General features: G+C 42.3%; 19 protein-coding genes and 1 tRNA gene. 9 read left to right on the forward strand and 11 right to left on the reverse strand.

What is annotated here, in order from left to right:
- Positions 1-154: 154 nt before the first annotated feature.
- Positions 155-242 (reverse strand) — tRNA-Ser (locus PR675_RS00500).
- Between the two features lie 182 nt (positions 243-424).
- Between PR675_RS00500 and PR675_RS00505 the strand changes: the two genes are divergently transcribed.
- The gene (locus PR675_RS00505) at positions 425-754 is read left to right on the forward strand and encodes a TusE/DsrC/DsvC family sulfur relay protein (RefSeq protein ID WP_004918228.1); all 330 of its coding nucleotides are present in this window, start codon (positions 425-427) and stop codon (positions 752-754) included.
- A 12-nt stretch (positions 755-766) separates the two neighbouring features.
- Here PR675_RS00505 and PR675_RS00510 read toward each other — a convergent pair whose 3' ends face one another.
- The gene (locus PR675_RS00510) at positions 767-1,048 is read right to left on the reverse strand and encodes an acylphosphatase (RefSeq protein ID WP_223854711.1); all 282 of its coding nucleotides are present in this window, start codon (positions 1,046-1,048) and stop codon (positions 767-769) included.
- A 219-nt stretch (positions 1,049-1,267) separates the two neighbouring features.
- Between PR675_RS00510 and hspQ the strand changes: the two genes are divergently transcribed.
- Positions 1,268-1,588: a heat shock protein HspQ gene (gene hspQ, locus PR675_RS00515; protein WP_004918224.1), complete on the forward strand. Its 321-nt coding sequence runs from the start codon at positions 1,268-1,270 to the stop codon at positions 1,586-1,588.
- 70 nt (positions 1,589-1,658) lie between these two features.
- Here the strand turns inward: hspQ and PR675_RS00520 are convergent, their stop codons facing one another.
- Complete coding sequence (locus PR675_RS00520; RefSeq protein ID WP_060560707.1) at positions 1,659-2,072, reverse strand: CoA-binding protein; 414 nt, start codon at positions 2,070-2,072, stop codon at positions 1,659-1,661.
- 261 nt (positions 2,073-2,333) lie between these two features.
- Between PR675_RS00520 and PR675_RS00525 the strand changes: the two genes are divergently transcribed.
- A complete protein-coding gene (locus tag PR675_RS00525; RefSeq protein WP_014657950.1) occupies positions 2,334-2,792 on the forward strand; it encodes a methylglyoxal synthase in 459 nt (152 codons plus the stop codon).
- Positions 2,793-2,831: 39 nt separating this feature from the next.
- On the opposite strand, the gene helD is transcribed toward PR675_RS00525, so the two are convergent.
- Positions 2,832-4,886: a DNA helicase IV gene (helD, locus tag PR675_RS00530; protein WP_060560706.1), complete on the reverse strand. Its 2,055-nt coding sequence runs from the start codon at positions 4,884-4,886 to the stop codon at positions 2,832-2,834.
- Positions 4,887-5,144: 258 nt separating this feature from the next.
- On the opposite strand from helD, the gene yccS reads away from it, so the two are divergent.
- Complete coding sequence (yccS, locus tag PR675_RS00535; protein ID WP_272582648.1) at positions 5,145-7,331, forward strand: YccS family putative transporter; 2,187 nt, start codon at positions 5,145-5,147, stop codon at positions 7,329-7,331.
- Between the two features lie 83 nt (positions 7,332-7,414).
- On the opposite strand, the gene PR675_RS00540 is transcribed toward yccS, so the two are convergent.
- Positions 7,415-8,017: a TfoX/Sxy family DNA transformation protein gene (locus tag PR675_RS00540; protein ID WP_225829639.1), complete on the reverse strand. Its 603-nt coding sequence runs from the start codon at positions 8,015-8,017 to the stop codon at positions 7,415-7,417.
- Between the two features lie 232 nt (positions 8,018-8,249).
- Between PR675_RS00540 and sulA the strand changes: the two genes are divergently transcribed.
- Both sulA and ompA read left to right on the forward strand, forming a co-directional pair.
- A complete protein-coding gene (sulA, locus tag PR675_RS00545; protein ID WP_014657947.1) occupies positions 8,250-8,771 on the forward strand; it encodes an SOS-induced cell division inhibitor SulA in 522 nt (173 codons plus the stop codon).
- Positions 8,772-9,126: 355 nt separating this feature from the next.
- Positions 9,127-10,200: a porin OmpA gene (gene ompA, locus PR675_RS00550; protein ID WP_014657946.1), complete on the forward strand. Its 1,074-nt coding sequence runs from the start codon at positions 9,127-9,129 to the stop codon at positions 10,198-10,200.
- Between the two features lie 217 nt (positions 10,201-10,417).
- Here the strand turns inward: ompA and matP are convergent, their stop codons facing one another.
- Positions 10,418-10,882, reverse strand: coding sequence for a macrodomain Ter protein MatP (matP, locus tag PR675_RS00555; protein ID WP_004918208.1), 465 nt, complete (start codon positions 10,880-10,882; stop codon positions 10,418-10,420).
- Positions 10,883-11,044: 162 nt separating this feature from the next.
- Between matP and PR675_RS00560 the strand changes: the two genes are divergently transcribed.
- From PR675_RS00560 to fabA, 3 genes are all read left to right on the forward strand, one after another.
- Positions 11,045-11,221, forward strand: coding sequence for a GhoT/OrtT family toxin (locus tag PR675_RS00560; RefSeq protein WP_014657945.1), 177 nt, complete (start codon positions 11,045-11,047; stop codon positions 11,219-11,221).
- Between the two features lie 306 nt (positions 11,222-11,527).
- A complete protein-coding gene (locus PR675_RS00565; protein ID WP_036943637.1) occupies positions 11,528-13,264 on the forward strand; it encodes an AAA family ATPase in 1,737 nt (578 codons plus the stop codon).
- 86 nt (positions 13,265-13,350) lie between these two features.
- Positions 13,351-13,869, forward strand: a complete 519-nt coding sequence (gene fabA, locus PR675_RS00570) for a bifunctional 3-hydroxydecanoyl-ACP dehydratase/trans-2-decenoyl-ACP isomerase (RefSeq protein ID WP_004918201.1) — start codon at positions 13,351-13,353, stop codon at positions 13,867-13,869.
- A 125-nt stretch (positions 13,870-13,994) separates the two neighbouring features.
- Here the strand turns inward: fabA and rmf are convergent, their stop codons facing one another.
- The 5 genes from rmf to PR675_RS00595 form a co-directional block, all read right to left on the reverse strand.
- Positions 13,995-14,165: a ribosome modulation factor gene (gene rmf / locus PR675_RS00575; protein WP_014657943.1), complete on the reverse strand. Its 171-nt coding sequence runs from the start codon at positions 14,163-14,165 to the stop codon at positions 13,995-13,997.
- 433 nt (positions 14,166-14,598) lie between these two features.
- Positions 14,599-15,156 carry a membrane integrity-associated transporter subunit PqiC gene (gene pqiC, locus PR675_RS00580; protein ID WP_004918199.1) on the reverse strand — a complete coding sequence of 186 codons (558 nt, stop codon included), beginning with the start codon at positions 15,154-15,156 and terminating at the stop codon, positions 14,599-14,601.
- Entirely contained in the window at positions 15,156-16,805 is a 1,650-nt protein-coding gene (pqiB, locus tag PR675_RS00585; protein WP_272582649.1) for an intermembrane transport protein PqiB, read from the reverse strand. The genes pqiC and pqiB overlap by 1 nt, the downstream gene beginning before the upstream one ends.
- Entirely contained in the window at positions 16,802-18,076 is a 1,275-nt protein-coding gene (gene pqiA / locus PR675_RS00590) for a membrane integrity-associated transporter subunit PqiA (RefSeq protein WP_071599643.1), read from the reverse strand. Before pqiA ends, pqiB begins: the two co-directional genes overlap by 4 nt.
- A gap of 35 nt (positions 18,077-18,111) precedes the next feature.
- Positions 18,112-20,019 (reverse strand): ABC transporter ATP-binding protein, encoded by a 1,908-nt coding sequence (locus PR675_RS00595; RefSeq protein WP_004918188.1) that lies wholly within the window; start codon positions 20,017-20,019, stop codon positions 18,112-18,114.
- Between the last annotated feature and the right edge of the window lie 9 nt (positions 20,020-20,028).

Below are 20,028 nucleotides of genomic sequence, written 5' to 3' on the forward strand. Positions count from 1 at the left end.
TTTAAGCTGTTACGCACCATATGAATGATGCAGAGCTGAATTTGTGTTTGAGGATAAACGCTATGTTAGTAGACTTCGGTAGAGTGAGATTTCGCTGGAACGCTTGATTTAACTGAGGTTAGGAGACTTTAATAGACGTGATTGGAAGTGAAGATGGCGGAGGAGGAGAGATTCGAACTCTCGGATGGTTTCCCATCGGCGGTTTTCAAGACCGCTGCCTTCAGCCGCTCGGCCACCCCTCCGCAATGACGTGCACTATAAACATCTGCGCTTTCGATGTAAACCCCCTATTTTATCAATTGCTATAAAAATAAGCACTTAATGTGTTAATGGGCTAAATTATCAACATTTCCAACAGGTCGCTTGGGTTATCGCCTATTTTTTGCTAAATTTGCACTCTGTTTTTGTTTAGGTTGAAATCTGTATGTTGCTTTTTAACGGCCAAGAAATTGAGACTGACCCTCAGGGTTACCTTATCGATAGCCAACAATGGAGCGAAGATCTTATTCCTCTTCTCGCAGAGCAAGAAAATATCACTTTGACAGAAGAGCATCTTGAAATCATTCGCTTTGTTCGCGCATTCTACTTGGAATTTAATACATCTCCTGCCATCCGTATGCTCGTGAAAGCCGTTTCACAGCAATTTGGGGAAGATAAAGGAAATAGCCGCTACTTATATCGACTATTCCCTAAAGGCCCAGCAAAGCAAGCAACAAAACTTGCCGGCCTGCCAAAGCCCGTGAAATGTATTTAAATGGCTAGCCAATTAATAGCGGACCGAAAAATCCGCTATTTTTTCAGTGTGCCAATTTTCACTAAAATAGTGATCAATCTTTGCTCCTGGAGGGCCACCTGCATTGAGCCATTCTTCGACAAAACGGATATCTTGGTCTGAACCATAGATACCCAGTGCTACACTGCCATCTTCGCGATTATAGACATACCCTTTTATGCCATTTTGATTCGCCCAATGATACGTTTGGTAACGAAAACCAACTCCTTGTACGCGACCATAGATATAAAACAAACGTCCGGTTGATGTTGTCATTTTGGCCCCCATTATCAGTGCATTATTTACTAAAATACGATTTATTACAGTTGTCTTTTATTCATCGAACATATAATCTGGAATTGAGGCACTGCTTTTCAATGTTGCATATAAGACAGTGTATTGCGTTATGAGTAATTGTCCATACATTGGCTTGAAAACGCGGAACACTGCCCCAATATAAAGTTATAGCATAAGCAAGGCTTTTAGGAGGTGGCTATGATGATCACCAGTAAATATGGGATCGGGCAACAAGTTAGACATAAACTACTCGGCTACCTAGGCGTTGTGGTCGACGTCGATGCCGAATATTCGCTCGAACAACCACACGATGATGATATTGCTTCAAACAGCACATTACGTGATCTGCCTTGGTACCATGTTGTTATGGAAGATGACAACGGCGAAGCTATTCATACTTATTTGGCTGAAGCGCAAATTACTTATGAAACCGCTGATGACCATCCAGAGCAACCTTCCATGGACGAATTGGCAGAGTCTATTCGCTCACAATTACAGGCACCGCGCCTACGTAACTAGTTGTTTATAAAATTATTAACTTGTATCCAACAGTAAAGCAGCCCAACGCTGCTTTACTGTATTGTCATGCTTACTTTTCTAAACCTAATAAAGGGATTTCTTGTTTTGGGCATCTATCCATAACAAATTTCATGCCCGCAGCAAGTGCGATGTTTTTCGCATCTTCACTAATAACCCCCTTTTGTAGCCACAGTACTTTGGCTTTAATCGCAACGGCTTCCTGTGCGATCCCCACCGCGGCTTCAGCATTACGAAATACATCCACCATATCTATTGGTTGAGGAATATCCGCTAATTTTGCGTAGACTTTTTGCCCTAATAGCATTTGCCCTGCTAATTTAGGGCTGACAGGGATTATGGTATATCCTTGCTCTAATAAGTACTCCATCACTTCATAACTTGGACGACCTTTTTTATCACTTGCGCCAACTAAGGCGATCGTATTGACACTACGTAATATTTCAGCAATTTCTTGGTTAGTCATCAAAATAACTCCCTAAATCAGTAAACTATTAATCTACAATATGATATATGTTGTAGTGTGTGCTAACTCAATTTTTCTACTATGAGTACCACGTTGATGTTGCTGGCAAGATGAGAGAAAACATGGATTATGTTTTCAATTACCCCAGAAAGTTATGAGATAGTCTTTCTCTCATTATTGCGATAAAAACCAGCAGATCGCGACAAACACGTCATTATTAATATGCTTAGCGTGATACCACGCCACCTTTAAGGGAACATCATGGAATCAACTACTCGTACAATAAAAAACACTAAAAATATAGCACTCGTTGCCCATGACCACTGTAAATCTTCATTATTAGCTTGGGCAACAAAGAATAGCGAACAACTTAAATCCCACCAACTGTTTGGAACGGGTACCACAGCGAAACTGATTAGTCACCATACAGGGCTTCATGTTACTGGTATGCTTAGCGGCCCTATGGGCGGTGACCAACAAATAGGAGCGATGATCTCCGAACAAAAAATCGATGTTTTGATCTTTTTCTGGGACCCTCTGAATGCCGTTCCTCATGATCCAGACGTGAAAGCCTTATTACGTTTAGCGGCTGTTTGGAATATCCCTGTAGCCACTAATCCAGCAACAGCAGACTTTATTATTACGTCACCCTATTTTAATGGTGCAATTGATATAGTGATCCCTGATTACCAGCAGTACTTACAAGAACGCACAAAATAAGCCTTCAAGAGCCGGATAGTTTATCCGGCTCTTTGCTATTTAAGGTTTTTTCTGTCTAGGCACACCTAACTGTTTTAATTCACTAACGAACTCTGATGGTTCATCGGGGTTATACAGTAGCCATACTTGCTGTTTTGCACGCGTCATTGCCACATATAACAGCCGCCTCTCTTCTGCGTGCTCAAACTCCTCATGTTTAGGGAGTAACACTTGTTCCATAATGGATTCGCGTGCCGCCGCTGGGAATCCATCCTTCCCACTGTTCAGCCCACAAATAATGACATGATCGGCTTGCTTCCCTTTAGAGGCATGAATGGTCATAAACTCAATCTTAAGCTTTGGCCAGCGTGTTTGCGCTTTATTTAAGATTTCTGGTCGCAGATAGTGATAACGTGCTAAACATAAAATAGTTTCATTTTCCGTGACATAACCACTCATCTTATCGAATAAACGCTCCAGTGCATTTTCATAAAGCAAAACGACTGACTTTTTATTGCCTTTAACGAGGCTATTAAGTGGTTTATCGAGCTGCGTCGGATTTTGCAATATAAAGTGATTCGCAATTTCACCAATGCGCTGATTAAACCGATAAGTGGTGTCTAATGCGCACAGCGCTCCTTCGCCAAAATTGTGTTCAAAAGAGGTTGTCAGGTCAAGCTCTGCCCCGCTAAAACGATATATAGCCTGCCAATCATCACCAACAGCAAAGAGTGACGTTTGTTTATTCTGTTGACGCAATGCCTGTAGCAGTTTTGCTCTTAACGGCGAAATATCTTGAAATTCATCGACCAATATGTGTTTCCAAGGGCTAATAAAACGCCCTTTCTCTAATAAATTAACAGCTTGATGGATCAACCCAGAGAAATCGATAGCCCCTTCATCTTTTAGAGCAGTTTTCCAAGCCTTTAATAAAGGTGACATGAGACGAAGGCGTTTTTGAAACAGATCTCTAAACTGCTCGTCGGCAGATTCGATCATCTCTTTCTGGCTACCGCCATGCATACGCATTAAACTTAACCAGCGCTCTAAGCGACTTACTATCTTTTTACTGATTTTTTCATCTTTCCAGAATTCACCTTCCGGCACATCCCACTGTAGCTCCTCAGTTAGCCACTCACGCCAGCCTTTCGCTTGCGCTTTTTTCGTACTGCACTGTGTACGCCATTCATTCAATAACAATTCACCGCGTTTTTGAGAGTCAGTTTCGAATTCACTGATAGCAGGTGATTTATTGCTTCCTTCACGAATGATATAGAGCGCTAGCGCATGAAATGTTTTGGCTTCAATATCCTCCTGCTGCAAACGCTCTTGGATACGTTCATTCATTTCTTGCGCCGCTTTACGACCAAACGCTAATAATAAGATTTGCTCAGCCTTAGCGAGCTTTCTTAAAAGAAGCCAGCCGGCTCTCGCGACTAATACTGACGTTTTCCCACTCCCCGCCCCAGCAAGTACTAAAACGTTATCTTCTCCATTAATGACGGAGAGTGCTTGGCTTGAGTTTAACGGGGAGGTTTCAACATGTTGGAAAAAATCACTATAGCGTGACAGGATTGATTCACTCCATTGTTGGTTAACCTGTTGCCGACAACGTTCTCCATCATTGAGCCATTGCAAACAGTAGTGATAAGGGGCAGCACAGTTTTCAAATTGACTGACTCGCGCTAACGGCAGAGGAAGGGAGGAAAATTGCTCGCTGATCTTTTTACGAAAGGTGTTTAATTCACGCAAGCTAAACCAATTATCCTGCTGAGTTTGCTGCTGTATTCCTTTTGCGAGGGCGACAAGCACTTGAGCACTGACCTCACTCATTTCAATGCTCCATTGTTGCCATTTATCATTTAAATAGTGATAAAAGCGTTGCGTTTGCTTCCATTCGGTTCCATGCAAACGAACAACTTGCTCATCAGCTAGTTCAAACTCTAACTCCCCCCAAACAATTCCCCTTTTGCAATGAATATCAATTAATTGGTTAAAAGGGATAAGATATTGATGTTTTTCACCACTCACCTCAATGCCAGCATTTAATAAGCGAACCCGATTATAGGGATGCTGAGCCAGGCGCTGCCCAATCTGTGTTGATTTCAGTTCCATACATCCTGCACCTGAGTAGTTCAATCATGAAAATAACGGCTGCTTGATTCCAGACAGTTTTTTATTACTTACAAACACGCTATCCTATATAGACTCTAAATATTCGAGTTGTATCTAGGCGGCAGGTTAAACTGCTTGTTTATTCGTCGAAAAGACGCCCAAGGAGCCTATAAACCTTGAGCACTTCAACACGTAACAGCTAGGCAACTTAAAATATAACGAGTATAGACTACGAAATGTTCGCCTCTGAGGTACTTTGTGTTAACGCTGCTTACCAGTTATCGTCGTGTTTTATATAACAGTCATGCTCTATATTATATCCGAATCTTAATCGCCCTGACAGGGACGACACTGATCCCTTGGTTATTGGGGCAAGAGCCTAAAGTCACAATCCCTCTGACATTAGGTATGGTAGCGGCCGCCTTGACCGACCTAGATGATAGGTTGACTGGCCGATTAAAAAACCTAGCTATCACCCTACTTTGTTTTTTTATTGCCTCAGTTTCGATTGAGTTACTGTTCCCGCATCCCGTTCTGTTCTTTTTTGGGTTGGCACTCTCGACCTGTGGGTTTATTCTCTTAGGGGCGCTAGGTCAACGCTACGCCACTATTGCATTTGGTGCGTTATTGATAGCCATCTATACCATGCTTGGGGTGCCAATATTTGATACTTGGTACCAACAACCCACCCTATTACTTATTGGGGCTATTTGGTATAACCTTCTTACGTTGATCGGCCACATTCTTTTCCCTGTTCGGCCTTTACAAGATGCGATCACTCAATGTTATCAACAGTTAGCCTCCTACCTCGATGCAAAGGCCAACTTATTCGACCCTGATCTTGAAGATGACTACCAACAGTCAGTCTATGATTTAGCCTTAGTCAATAGCACCTTAGTCAGTACGATGAATCAGGCTAAAATTGCGCTGCTCAGTCGGCTCAAAGGCGATAGAGGCCAGAAAGGAACACGTAATACCCTACAATATTATTTCGTTGCACAAGATATCCATGAACGGGCGAGCTCATCACACATACAATATCAGCAACTGAGTCGTACGCTACGCCATAGCGATATTCTCTTTCGTTTCCAACGACTACTTAGCATGCAAGCGCGGGCTTGCCAACAGGTAGCACAATCTGTTTTGTGGCGTAAGCAGTACCAACATAACCCGCGCTTTGAAGGTACTTTTGCTTACCTTGAAAACTCACTGCAACTGCTAAAACAACAGTCACCTGCAATTCATGAAATTAAGGCGCTGTATAATCTACTCAAAAATCTAAAAGGGATTGATGTCCAACTGAGAGGGCTTGGCCTCGAACAAGGTTCACGCCAACAGAATAATAAACAATTTGAACAACTCTCAGATGAGTCACCTTCAGGCATCAGTGATATCATCGCGCGCTTCAAGCACCATTTAACGCCGCAATCCGCCCTGTTCCGCCATGCAGTTAGGATGTCTCTCTTATTATGTACAGGCTATCTCATCATCCAATTATTTGATTTAGAAAGAGGATATTGGATTTTATTGACTAGCTTGTTCGTTTGTCAGCCTAACTATAGCGCAACAAAACGGCGGCTCGCACTCCGTATTATTGGCACACTGATTGGGATCCTCGTTGGCTTGCCGCTATTAAAATTTGTTCCTTCTATGGAAGGGCAGCTCACCTTAATTGTTATCTCTGGGTTACTGTTTTTTGTTTTCCGCAGTAGCCAATATGCGCAAGCGACACTATTTATTACTCTGCTCGTTCTATTTTGTTTCAACCTGCTAGGGGAAGGATTTGAAGTTGCTCTCCCTCGGGTCATTGATACGCTAGTTGGTTGTTTTATAGCCTTCCTTGCTGTTAGCTTTATATGGCCTGATTGGAAATTCCGCCAATTACCGCAGGTTGTGCAAAAAACCATGAACAGTAACTGCCGCTATTTAGATGCGATTTTACAGCAATATTACCAAGGTAAAGATAACAGTCTGGAATACCGTGTTGCACGCCGCGATGCCCACAATAATGATGCTGAGTTTGCTTCTATCGTTTCCAATATGGCATCCGATCCTAAATCGTATAAAGTCACTCAAGAGCAAGCCTTTAGGCTCCTCTGCCTCAACCACACCTTACTGAGTTATATTTCAGCATTGGGTGCGCACCGAGAGCAAATGCAAAATGAGGAAAACCTGATTATTTTGAGTGATGCTATCTGTTATGTAGAAACATCATTACAAGTCATGAGCCTAGATACCTTAATGGATGAGAAATCAGAACGTCTACGAGAGAGTATCACTCATCGCATAGATAGCATATCGACCAGCGATGATGAAAAGACGGTCCTTATTATGGAACAAACAAGGCTGCTGCTTGAACTGATCCCTGAAATAAAATCCATGATCAAACAAATTAATATTCCCGTTACTTCGCCTCTTGCAAATGGCCATTATTCAGCCATATAGCGGATAAATCAAACTGATGAGCGGGTGTCAAAATACAGCGTTAATCGTTACACCCGCTTGTGCGACCTTTAGCCTAATACGGTTCAACCAACGCTGTTGTACCAATTAATCAACTCTTGTTTAATTTGTGTCGGCAGCACAGCACTGTGATAACCTTCGATTGCACCAGCCAACCCAATTAATAATTTGATACTAGGGGAAAAACGACCAAGCTGTTTTAACTTCAAAAAACACGCTTTCGCGCCTATTTCACGTAAATCGTCGGCTTTATGAATACCTATTTTCCCTAATGCCCTTTCAACCGACATATTCATATTAGGTAAATCTTTTATCCGAGTGACGGCAGACTGCTTTTGCTGCCGCTCTTCAATAGCTGAACGATAGGCTAAATCAATGCAGTGCAATAAAAGCGCTTCATTCTCCCAAATCTGCTGAGGTAACTGATAATAGCGCAGCTCTAGTGGGATCCCTTTTTTACTGAAAACTAACCGTTCAAGTTCAATTGATTCAAAGTAGCTCCTTGCAAAAAGGCAGCCACGTAAATATAAGAGCCCATCAAGCGCTAAGCCAACAATAACGTTATCAACAATCAAACAATAGCCGCCAAAATAGTTTTTCTTTTTAAATTCACCAAAACCTTTTAACAGCTGATCTAATCGAGAATCATTTTTTTCCGTTAAAGACATACACCCAAACTCCTTATGAGCATTCATCTACTTCCATCCTTGTGTGTGAAACTATAAATACCTTAATTTTACAAACAATTAGCAGAAGTACATTCTGAGAGGATCCGCTAAAAACTCCAAGAATATTGCAGATAAAAACAACAAAGTTGCGAAGCGCTTTGAAAAAATAGTCTTGATATTGGATAAATATACAGTTACTGTATATGCATACAGTTTGATTGCGAGGTGAACTATGGCTATTTATTCTTGGAACAAGGCAACTGAACATTCTGTTAACCACAGCACACAAGCAATGCCTTCAACACCGCCTATTGATGGCTCGATGCAACAAGGCATGGTGAGTGAGCTGGTTTACGATGAAAAACATCCTATTATGGATTACATTCTACTGCCGATGTTGCGTCAGTTCGGGGCGCAATCTCGTTGGCTGCTTTGGCTAAGCCCCAATAAAAAGTTAAGTCGTCACTGGTTAATGCAATCAGGCTTGCCTATTAACAAAATTATGCAACTCAGCAATATGGCGTCGATAACGACGATAGATGCGATGGAAAAGGCATTAAGAAGTGGTAATTATAGTGTTGTTTTAGGTTGGCTACCGGAATTAAATAAACAGGACTTTGCTCGCTTACAAACGGCAGCACAAGAAGGACATTCTATCGGCTTTATTATGCGCCCTCAAAAAACACATAATATCGCAAGTATCCATTCTGGACAGCAAAATAACCTAAAAATTCACTCTAACTATTATCACTAGCCAAGATTAAGAATATTCTTAGTAAATTTGACATTCGGATATCTCAGACTCAGAAAATACCGAAAAAATAATTGAGATCAATGTGATAGATAATAATCAACTCAAAATAGGATTACGTTTATCTCTCTGATTTATCCGCTAAAAAATGTTTTTTTACCATGATTTTTGCTTGCTCTACTTGTATCTTTTTTAGTTCGTTGTAGACTTTAGCTTGTTAAGGTTATGGCATTATTTTTTACTTTTTATAAATTTTTGTAGATAATGTCAGCGAAACCTAGCAAGTATTTTAAACCAATGGCGAATAATAAGGCTCTTTGAAGCCATGCCTATATTGGATGATAACGAGGCGTAAAAAATGAAAAAGACAGCTATCGCAGTAGCAGTGGCAGTAGCAGCTTTCGCAACTGTTGCGCAGGCAGCTCCAAAAGACAACACTTGGTATACCGGTGCTAAACTGGGTTGGTCTCACTATGAAGATACCAGCTTCACTCCAGTTGATCGTGAAAACACTGTAGGTAAAAGTACTGACCGTGATACTTTCGGTGCTGGTGCATACGCAGGTTACCAATACAACCAGTACATGGGCTTCGAGCTTGGTTATGACTGGTTTGGTAAAATGAAATACAAAGGTGCTGGTAACAACGGCGACCTGAAATCAATGGGTGTTTCTCTGACTACCAAACTGAGCTATCCAGTAATGGACGACTTAGACGTTTACACTCGTTTAGGTGGTATGGTATGGCGTACTGATGTTAAAGCACACCAAACAGGTGAAGAGCGTTACAAAGAAAACGATACTGGTGTTTCTCCTGTATACGCACTGGGTGTTGAATATGCAATCACTCCAAACTGGGCAACTCGTTTAGATTACCAATGGGTTAGCAACATCGGTGATAACGACAACCTGGGCGTACGTCCTGACAACGGCATGCTGAGCGTTGGTCTGGCATACCGCTTCAACCAAGAAGCAGCACCAGTTGTTGAGCCAGCTCCAGTTGTTGAGCCAGCGCCAGTTGTTGAGAACAAGCGTTTCACTCTGCGTTCAGACGTTCTGTTCAACTTCAACAAAGCAACTCTGAAACCAGAAGGTCAGCAAGCACTGAACGAACTGTATAACGAACTGAGCAGCATCGACCCAACTCAAGGTCGCGTACTGGTAGTTGGTTTCACAGACCGTATCGGTTCACAAAACTACAACCTGCCACTGTCACAAAAACGTGCTCAGTCAGTTGTTGATTACTTAGTTGCTAAAGGCGTTCCAGCAAGCGCAATCGCTGCTGAAGGTCGTGGTAAAGAAGATCCAGTAACTGGTAACAAATGTGACAACGTTAAAGGCCGTGCAGCTCTGATCGAGTGTCTGGCTCCAGACCGTCGCGTTGAAATCGAAATTCAAGGTACAACTGAAGTTGTCACTCAACCAGGTGCTTAATTCTTAGCCCCTCGTTCGAATTTCGAACTGAATACAAAAAACCCCATTTCGATGGGGTTTTTTTTTATGCTAAAAATCATCAGGTCACTAAACACAATCTGTCATTGTTACGATTAAATCAATCGTGGTCGAAAAAATAATGGCAGGTTACAAAGCATTTCGTTGGGAATAAAACGATCGTGGTTGATCAACGGGCAACTTGAGATAATCGTCTCCCCTATTTCTTGGTACTTGAATTCCCTAGAATCGCCTGTAGGTCTTGCTTTAACGAACTCATTTGGCTCTCATACTTATCTTTATGCTCGGCATCTTCGATCAACTGAATGATCGTCTCTGATAATGTTTTATTGCGTTTCACTGCAAGGTTAGATAAACGCTGCCAAACAGAAAAGTTAAGGTCGATAGATTTTTTTCTGGTATGGGGATGCTCAGCATTGAAATGACGTTTACGTCTTGCTCGAATGCTTTGCTTCATACGGTTATCCAATTGTGGATTCATATGCAAAGCGATCCATTTTAAAACCTCTGTGGGCTGGTTTTCCATTTTGAGCAATAGCGCGATAGCCTCACTTTCGGCACTTCTTTCGATATACCGAGTAATTGGCTCACCACTTCGGGACTTCTTCACCAGATATTCCCATTTCCAGCCACATTCTAAATTTTCAAGCTGCTGATATTTCATATTTTTTCCTGACGAAGATCGAACCTGACCTATATTAGCAATTTTAGATGAAGATACGCAATTTAAGCACCACCGTCGACCTATTATTGACAAAGAAGATAACAACTAGGCACAAAATAGTGTACAATCAACGCTCACCTATTAACAATTTAATGAACAAGCATGTCCACATTTGAATGCATACTTCTCGTATATGGGATAGGCGGGGTGTGCTCAGCGCTTATAACACTACTCCTGACTAAAGACCCTAATATCTTTATGAGATTGCTCAGTGCGCTCTTAATTGGCTTAACATGGCCAATGTCTTTGCCTGTTGTGCTATTATTTTCTTTATTCTAACTGATTATACGACAATTATTGCTGCAAGATTGGCGCTCAAACGCTAATATAGCAACCTTGCCCTATGGGTAATAAATTGGCCTGAAAACAACATATACTCTAAATAGTTTGCAGTACAGCGAATTGCTCAAAAAATGAGCCACTACTAATGTACTAAAGTCTGTGAGTCGTACATATGTATGTCGTCAATAACGGGGCAGCCTACAATAAAAAGAGTATAAAATATCCAAACCAAATTCAGGCATACGCGCCCTGCTCACCGACAGGCATTTTACTTATAATCATATTAATAGCAGAAAAATTATAGTGATCAGTCAAGAACTAACATGGCAAGGCCTAATACCTGACCTAACGCCTTACCAGGCAAACTTTGTTTCTTCAGATACCCTGACTCCTGCTTCTTTGTCAGAAATCCAGCCAAGGCTATTTGATAGCATTGAGCGCTTTATCAAAGAGAATTCACGGACTCGATTTATGTTTATCAAGTCCGACGACAGTGAGCATTATCTAGCAACATTTGCTGAGGCGATCCGCCCTTTACTGACCCCATTTTCGCCCATTAATGGTGATTATCAACTCACTGAAAATAAACTTGCTTTCAAATGGTGTCCTGAAATTGAGGGGCGCTTCTCAAGCCGAGCAAATATTGCCTGTCGCCATTGGATTGAGCCGGAACAACTGTTTGGGTATATCACACCATCATTACATCCAGTGCCGGGTTTATTACATCACGTTAATGGTGGAGTATTGATATTATCGGCATCATCATTGGTCTCTCAACCCCTGATGTGGCAGCGGCTACAAAATATGATAGCTCGCCGCCAATTCGAATGGTTGCCTTTCTCCGATAATCAACCATTACCGATTGAAATTGAACCTCAGCCACTCGATATCAAGTTAATCATTGTTGGTGACCGGCTTGAGCTTGAAGAGTTTGAGTACACTCACGCAGATCTCTTTGAACATGCTATTTATGGGGAATATGAACCCATAATGTTCTTTGATAATGAAGAACAACTCGCCTTGTGGATGCGCTATATAAAATCAATTATTAATGCTAACCATCTCCCCGAAATCGCACCTGATGGTTGGCCTACGTTTATCACTCAGGCAACACGGTTTTGTGAAGATAAATTTAATCTGCCTCTTGATACACAGTGGCTAGCCCGCCGATTGACGGATGCCTCTCACTATCAGTCAGGCAACTTAATGGACGCCAATGCCTTTAATCAGGCTGTGGAAAACCGCCTATGGCGCCATAGTTTCCTGACAGAACGTTCACAAGACGATATTTTGCAAGAACAGGTTTTTATCAAAACCGAAGGCGAAGTGATAGGACAAATCAATGGATTGTCCGTCTTGCATTATCCTGGGCACCCAGAAGCGCTGGGAGAGCCTTCGCGCATTACCTGTGTCGCCCATTTAGGTGATGGGGAATTTGTCGATGTTGAACGGAAAGCCGAGCTTGGCGGCAACATTCATGCTAAAGGCATGATGATCATGCAAGCTTATTTAAATTATGAGCTAAAATTGGAGCAGCCTCAGCCATTCTCAGCCTCGATTGTTTTTGAGCAATCCTATGGTGAAGTTGATGGCGATAGCGCCTCTCTTGCCGAACTTTGTGCGTTAATTAGTGCATTAGCGCTCCAGCCTATCGATCAGCAAATCGCCGTCACCGGTGCTGTCGACCAGTTTGGTTATGTGCAGCCTATAGGTGGTGTAAACGAAAAAATCGAAGGCTTCTATGATATTTGTGCTCAGCGTGGTTTAACAGGGCAACAAGGGGTAATTATCCCAATGGCTAATGTGCGCCATCTCTGTGTCAAAGAGGCTGTTGTCAATGCCGTACAAGAGGGGCAATTCCATATTTGGCCTGTGGAGCATGTTGCTCAAGCGATCACATTACTCACTAAGCAGCCCTATTTTGAGCAGCAAGCTGAAGGTGATAACGTACACCTGTTAGCTTTAATTCAAGAACGCATCAATCAAGCAAATTCACCCGAAAAACCAAAACTTCCATGGTTCCTAAAATGGCTTGGTTGAATAAAAAAATATCAGATCGGAGTTGTTCAGCGTACAAGTGTAAGCTATCCTGTATTCTTAAACTTAATTAAGGCTATCAGAAGAACATGGTTGATAAACGCAGTTCCTATACAAAAAGTGATTTAGAAGCTTCTGGAAGAGGCGAATTATTTGGCGAAAATGGGCCTCCATTACCTTCAGGTAATATGTTGATGATGGATCGTATCATCACCATGACTGAAGATGGTGGTACCTTCAATAAAGGCTATGTCGAAGCTGAATTGGATATCAATCCAGACTTATGGTTCTTCGGCTGCCATTTTGTTAATGACCCTGTTATGCCTGGCTGTTTAGGCCTAGATGCCATGTGGCAACTCGTTGGTTTCTACCTCGGGTGGCTCGGCGGGGAAGGCAAAGGTCGTGCTCTTGGTGTTGGTGAAGTAAAATTCACGGGCCAAGTACTTCCAACGGCTAAAAAAGTGACTTACCGTATCAATTTTAAACGTGTTATTAACCGTAAATTGATTATGGGTCTTGCCGATGGTGAAGTACTGGTTGATGGTAAAGTCATTTACGTGGCTAATGACCTAAAAGTGGGTCTATTTAAAGACACTAGTGCTTTCTGATCCCGCACCTAAGCGCTAAAAACTAAAACCTCCGCAATGGCGGAGGTTTAAAATTTGTTTGAAGTGAATTAAAAAACCGTTTATTTAGGTTCTCTAACGAATAAGTTAGGCTTTGTTCTGCCTGATTATGCAGAGAGAATCGCCCTGTCCTCCATGGCTTTACGCCAGCCTCCTAACCAGTGCGATCGTGCATCTACAGATTGATAGGGGCACAATTCTTTGGAACGACCTGCTATACCTGCTTGATAACCTCTTGATAAAGCTCTTTCTAAACGGTCTCGCTTCTGTCTTTTCATGCCTTACTTCCCTCATTGTCTAAAATGGAAAAGAAAACAGCACCTAAGCCCTTCATAGCGTTAAGTTAAGTCACTAGTGGGATTCCGCTCACCGACCCTTTCTTGATACTTAGGGATAGCTTGCCTTGCCACTCACAGACAATTCAAACTATGTAGGGGATCATCTCATTTAGGTACACTATAGAAATACAGCCGACAGATTAGAAAATCAAGTAAAGAATTTCATATAAATGTCATAAATGCTATAAATGTGATTTATATTTTCAAATTATGACAACTCGTTGATTTTAAATAAATTAATATCAATTTTATTATATGTATTTATATTGAAATATTTTATAATTGAATGATATGCAACCAATTTTATAAAAAAATGCACCTTAGCCAATGACGGCGTAAGATGCACTTTATTGATGAAAATAGTGAATATTACTTAAGATTTATTGGCCTCTTTAGCAATCTCACTCGCAACTTGCTGCCATCCATCAGCTAGCGTACGGACTAATTCTGGATAGCCATCTTCTTTTTGTTCAAGCTGTATATCGAAGTTACGACGGATGATCTCTTTGCCACGCGACAAAGTCCAGAACCCTTGAACTAATACCTTGCCATCGTAGCGGCCATTAAAACTTGTTAGCGTAATATCCAATGTGTCCGGCGAATTCTGCAAAGGTTGTAATGAGACTAAACGCCCCGGCAACGCAGAAGACAATTCACTCACCATGGATTGTCCTAACTGTTGTTCTAATGGGCTAGCCCATAAATGGGAGCTAGCATTATTGTAACTGACATCTGACGTTTGGTAAGTAATACCATTTGATGTCAGAACATCCGCCAGCATGATGCGCTGTAACCAAATTTGATTTTGTTGCCCCATCACAACCGCACTTTGTGTTGCCGGCGATTTCACCGGCAATTGGTAATACACTTTTTCAGGGGTGCTGCTACAAGCCGCCAGCATTAAAACAAATATCGATATCAGATATCTCATTATTTTTTCACTCCTTTCGGTACAGGATCCTTAGACGGCTCAGCTTCGAATACCAAGGCATTACTCTTATTATTCAAAGTACGTAACAGTGGCTGGACTTCCCTAAGCACCTGATCTAAACGTTGCATATTATCGACCATCTTATTATATGCAGGAGACCCCGGCTGGAACCCTTGCATCGCACGGTTCATTTCATTCAACGTTTTTTGCAAGTCTTGAGGGAGTTTCTGGAACTCTTTACTTCCCATCACTTTATTTAGCTCAGCGAGCATAACTTGCGCTTCTTTGATCGTTTTTTGCCCTTCAGCCAACGTTTGAGTCGTTTGATTCAGCATAGGCTCAATCGGCATCGCATTGATTTTATCCAGCACAGAAATCACTTTTTGCTGAATTTGCGCTAAGCCACCGCTCGTCGTTGGGATGACTTTATAACCAGCCACCACAGTTGGCCCTTTATATTCAGGCACATTAGGCACAAAGTCGAGATCAACAAAAAGTGCCCCTGTTAGCAAGTTCCCAGATTTTAACGATGCACGAAGCCCATCCTTCATCGCTAATTTCAACTCATTTTTCAAGTTAAAATCAGCACCAACATCTTTTGCAAAACGCTCAGGCTCAATATGAATTAATACAGGAATACGGAAATCGTTATCCAGTTTTTGGTCGAGGCCTTTGGTATAGAATGGCACTTGAGCGACCGTTCCTAGGCGAATACCACGGAACTCCACCGGTGCACCAGGCTGTAGCCCACGTACTGAGTCAGAGAAGAACAGAACGAAATCTTGGTATTCAGTATACAGAGAGTTTTGAATACTACTTTGGTTATCAAAGAGTTTAAATTCTGTATTTTCTTTTACACCTTCTCCCGGCGCCCAGCCAGCAGGTACATCAAAGCTTACGCCTCCTGTCAGCAAGGTGGCAATAGAGCCAAGCTCAACATGGATCCCTTGCGATGACATATCAAATGCAATACCACTGTCCTTCCAAAAGCGCACATTCGTACTAATTAACTTATCATAAGGTGCGTTGATGAACAGTTGATAGCGCATATCACGCTTACTCATGTCGAAATTACTGGTTTCAACTGAGCCAACACGGTAACCTCTAAACAGTACAGGGTCGCCTAGATTGAGTTGCCCAGCGCGGTCACTCACCAAGATAACGCGGATCCCTTTCGCATCCGGTGATGCTAAAGGCGGCGAATCAAGCAGTGTAAACTCGTTATGCTCCTTTTTAGAGTTACCCGGTTGTAATTCGATGAAAACTCCCGAAAGCAATGTGCCTAATCCTGTCACACCTTCACGGCCAATTGTCGGCTTTACGATCCAAAATGCAGAATCCGCACGTAGGAGATCTTTCATATCGCTATTTAAGCGTGCTTTGATAACAACTCGACTGAAGTTGTCATCCAGCGTCACGCTTTCAACAATACCAATATCCACACTACGGCTCTTGATTTTGGTTTTACCCGCTTCAATGCCTTCTGCATTGTAAGTAATTAATGTCACTTCAGGGCCTTGATGGCTGAAGTGATAAAATAGTATCCAAGCACCAATGAGAACAGTAACGATAGGGATCACCCAAACAGGTGACCAACTTTTCAATTTACTGATTTTGGCATTGGCCTGTGGTGTTTCTTGTTCACTCACCCGATGGCTCCTTCTTGTTCAACAACTTTTACCGCACTTTTCTTTTCACAACGATCCCATGTTAATCGAGGGTCGAAAGTCATCGCAGCAAACATCGTTAAAATCACAACGACACCAAAGAAAATAACGCCCTGTGCAGGGACGATACTCATTAATTGCCCCATTTGTACCAATGCGGCCAAAATAGTAATGACAAACACATCGATCATTGACCAACGCCCCACATACTCCACCAATTCATAAATAAAGTGCATTCGATGTGGGTCTCGGTTGCCATAACCTTGAGAGTCAAGACATAACCACGCGATACCTATCATTTTTAACGAGGGCACCATAATACTGGCGATAAAAATAATTAATGCGACAGGATAAGAGCCATCCCCCCACAATAATATCACGCCGTCCATAATCGTTGAGTCCATATCGCTACCCAACATATTGGTCGTCATCACCGGTAAGACATTCGCTGGAATATATAGGAAAAACGAGGTCAATAGCAGCGCAACTGTCCACTGTATACTTTGATGCTTACGTACGCTACCACGAGCGTAACAGCGCGGACATTGGGATTGTTCCGCCGGTAAGATAGCCGTGCACACTAGGCACAGCCTTACGTTCTGGCTGATCCCAGTTCGCCCTACTTCTAATTTATGGGCTAACTTAGGGGCTGCTTCAATTTTGTTCCACATCCAATGCCGGTCAAGGCATTGAAATGCCCTAACTTGCAAGAGGCAAAATAGACAATACGGCAAAAAGCTTAACCCAACACCAATGTCACCATAAGCAATCAGTTTTACAAAGCTAACCAGAACCCCTGCGAGGAAAATTTCCGCCATACACCAAGATTTCATTTGAAATAGGATACGGCTGATCCACACTTTGATTCTTTTTGGAACATACACTTGTAATCCCAATAGTATGATTGTCACCATACAAAAGGCAGGGATGACTAATGAAAATAACAGAAAAAAGAGGGCTAAGCTGCTGTAACGCGTTGTCGAAATAATCTCGATAATTTGAAATATAGAAATTTCATTTTCAATCCCAGCCGCACTCATTTTGACAAATGGAAACATACAAGCGACGAGCAGCATAATTAATGCGCTAAACGCATACGCTGCCGGCTGCTTGTATGGATAGCGCCACTTTGACACCAACACTGTATGACAGCGTGGGCAGGTTGCTTTAGTTCCCTGTTCTAATTCAGGTACCGCAACCAGCATGTCGCATTGTGTGCACAGCACATGTTCATGAGACTCATGAGAGCACAAGGTGATTCGCCCCTTCTTATTTCCTGAACGATAAACTAGCCATTTTTCAGTAGCTCAAGCTCTTGCCAGCGGTCGAACGCCTGCTCTAGCGCTTGTTCCTTTTCAGCTAATGTATTTAATGTTTTTTCGGTTATATCGTGAGGCTGGTTAAAGAAATCAGCATCACCAATCGCCGCTTGAAGTGCTTCAATTTCACCTTCTAGCTGTTCGAGCTTCGATGGTAATTGTTCTAATTCACGTAGTAAATGGTAGCTTATCTTATTATTTCGCTTTGTAGGTTCTTTTACCTTAGGCGATTTATCTTGCTCCGCTATTTTACTTTGTTGTGAATTTTTCAAGCTCACGGTTTGTGCTTTTTGCTGTTGGGCATCAAAATAGCCTCCAGCGTAACGGTTAATCACCCCGTTACCTTCAAAAATCCAACACTCTGTTACGCTATTATCAACAAATTCACGATCATGACTAACCAATAAAACAGTGCCTTGATAGCTATCGACCAACTCTTCAAGCAGTTCTAGTGTTTCGACATCAAGGTCATTGGTCGGTTCATCGAGGATCAATAAGTTGCTTGGCTTTAAAAATAAGCGTGCAAGTAACAAACGATTACGCTCACCACCAGATAATGCTCGTACCGGTGTCATGGCGCGTTTGGGCGGGAACATAAAGTCTTGTAGATAACCGAGTACGTGGCGTGGTTTACCATTGACCATCACCTCTTGCTTCCCTTCTGCAAGGTTATCCATGACCGTCTTATCAGGATCGAGTGCGGCGCGGTGCTGATCAAAATAAGCGACTTCTAATTTAGTTCCACAGTGCACTCTGCCACTATCTGCTTTAAGATCACCCAACATCAATTTGAGCAGGGTTGTTTTACCGCAGCCGTTTGGCCCAACTAAAGCGATTTTGTCTCCACGTAACACTTGCGCACTAAAGTCTTTAACCAGTACTTTATCATTGATTTGGTAATTCACATTTTCCAGTTCAAAGACAATTTTCCCTGAGCGAGACGCTTCCTCAACCTGCATTTTCGCACTTCCCAGCACTTCACGGCGCTGAGAGCGTTCTACGCGCAAGGCCTTGAGTGCACGAACACGCCCTTCATTACGGGTACGTCTCGCTTTAATACCTTGTCTGATCCACGCTTCTTCTTGGGCCAGCTTGCGGTCAAATTCTGCATTTTGCATCTCTTCCACACGCAACGCTTCTTCTTTTGCCACCAAGTAATCATCATAATTGCCCGGCCATGACGACAACTTACCTCTATCCAGATCAACAATACGTGTTGCCATATTGCGAATAAATGAGCGGTCATGGGAAATAAATACGATACTACCTTGGAAATCTTTCAAAAAGTTTTCTAACCATAAAATGGTTTCGATATCCAAGTGGTTAGTCGGCTCATCAAGAAAGAGGACTTGTGGATTACTCACTAATGCACGACCAAGAGCCGCTTTACGTAGCCAGCCCCCAGACAGTGATGACAGTTGAGTATCCGCTGGCAAATCCAATTTTTTCAAGACATCACTGATACGGGCATCCAATAGCCATAAGTTACGGCTATCTAGTACTTCTTGTAATTCAGCTAATTTATTTAAATTCTTTTCACTCGGATCGGTTTCCACCAATTTAGAAACATGGTGATACTCTTTGAGGTATTCCGCCTGCTCTGCTACGCCTTCGGCAACAAAGTCAAAAATCGTCCCTTCAATATTACGGGGTGGGTCTTGCTGTAAACGAGCAACCACGAGATCTTGTTGGTAAAGCAGTTGCCCATCATCAAGAGGCTGCTCTTTAGTTAGGACGCGCATGAGTGTCGATTTACCCGCACCGTTGCGTCCAACTAAACAGACACGCTCATTTTCTTCGATATGAAGTTCCGTGTTATCCAATAAAGGGGCATCACTAAACGAAAGGTATGCACCCGATAAATTAATTAAAGCCATTGATGTTAT

This window comes from Providencia sp. PROV261, assembly GCF_028477945.1.
GTDB classification, from domain to species: Bacteria; Pseudomonadota; Gammaproteobacteria; order Enterobacterales; family Enterobacteriaceae; genus Providencia; species Providencia stuartii.

Coding starts and splice junctions, on each gene's coding strand:
- PR675_RS00505 (WP_004918228.1), top strand. CDS start 425: ATGTTGCTTTTTAACGGCCAAGAAATTGAGACTGACCCTCAGGGTTAC.
- PR675_RS00510 (WP_223854711.1), bottom strand. CDS start 1,048: ATGACAACATCAACCGGACGTTTGTTTTATATCTATGGTCGCGTACAA.
- hspQ (WP_004918224.1), top strand. CDS start 1,268: ATGATGATCACCAGTAAATATGGGATCGGGCAACAAGTTAGACATAAA.
- PR675_RS00520 (WP_060560707.1), bottom strand. CDS start 2,072: ATGACTAACCAAGAAATTGCTGAAATATTACGTAGTGTCAATACGATC.
- PR675_RS00525 (WP_014657950.1), top strand. CDS start 2,334: ATGGAATCAACTACTCGTACAATAAAAAACACTAAAAATATAGCACTC.
- helD (WP_060560706.1), bottom strand. CDS start 4,886: ATGGAACTGAAATCAACACAGATTGGGCAGCGCCTGGCTCAGCATCCC.
- PR675_RS00540 (WP_225829639.1), bottom strand. CDS start 8,017: ATGTCTTTAACGGAAAAAAATGATTCTCGATTAGATCAGCTGTTAAAA.
- sulA (WP_014657947.1), top strand. CDS start 8,250: ATGGCTATTTATTCTTGGAACAAGGCAACTGAACATTCTGTTAACCAC.
- ompA (WP_014657946.1), top strand. CDS start 9,127: ATGAAAAAGACAGCTATCGCAGTAGCAGTGGCAGTAGCAGCTTTCGCA.
- matP (WP_004918208.1), bottom strand. CDS start 10,882: ATGAAATATCAGCAGCTTGAAAATTTAGAATGTGGCTGGAAATGGGAA.
- PR675_RS00560 (WP_014657945.1), top strand. CDS start 11,045: ATGTCCACATTTGAATGCATACTTCTCGTATATGGGATAGGCGGGGTG.
- fabA (WP_004918201.1), top strand. CDS start 13,351: ATGGTTGATAAACGCAGTTCCTATACAAAAAGTGATTTAGAAGCTTCT.
- rmf (WP_014657943.1), bottom strand. CDS start 14,165: ATGAAAAGACAGAAGCGAGACCGTTTAGAAAGAGCTTTATCAAGAGGT.
- pqiC (WP_004918199.1), bottom strand. CDS start 15,156: ATGAGATATCTGATATCGATATTTGTTTTAATGCTGGCGGCTTGTAGC.
- PR675_RS00595 (WP_004918188.1), bottom strand. CDS start 20,019: ATGGCTTTAATTAATTTATCGGGTGCATACCTTTCGTTTAGTGATGCC.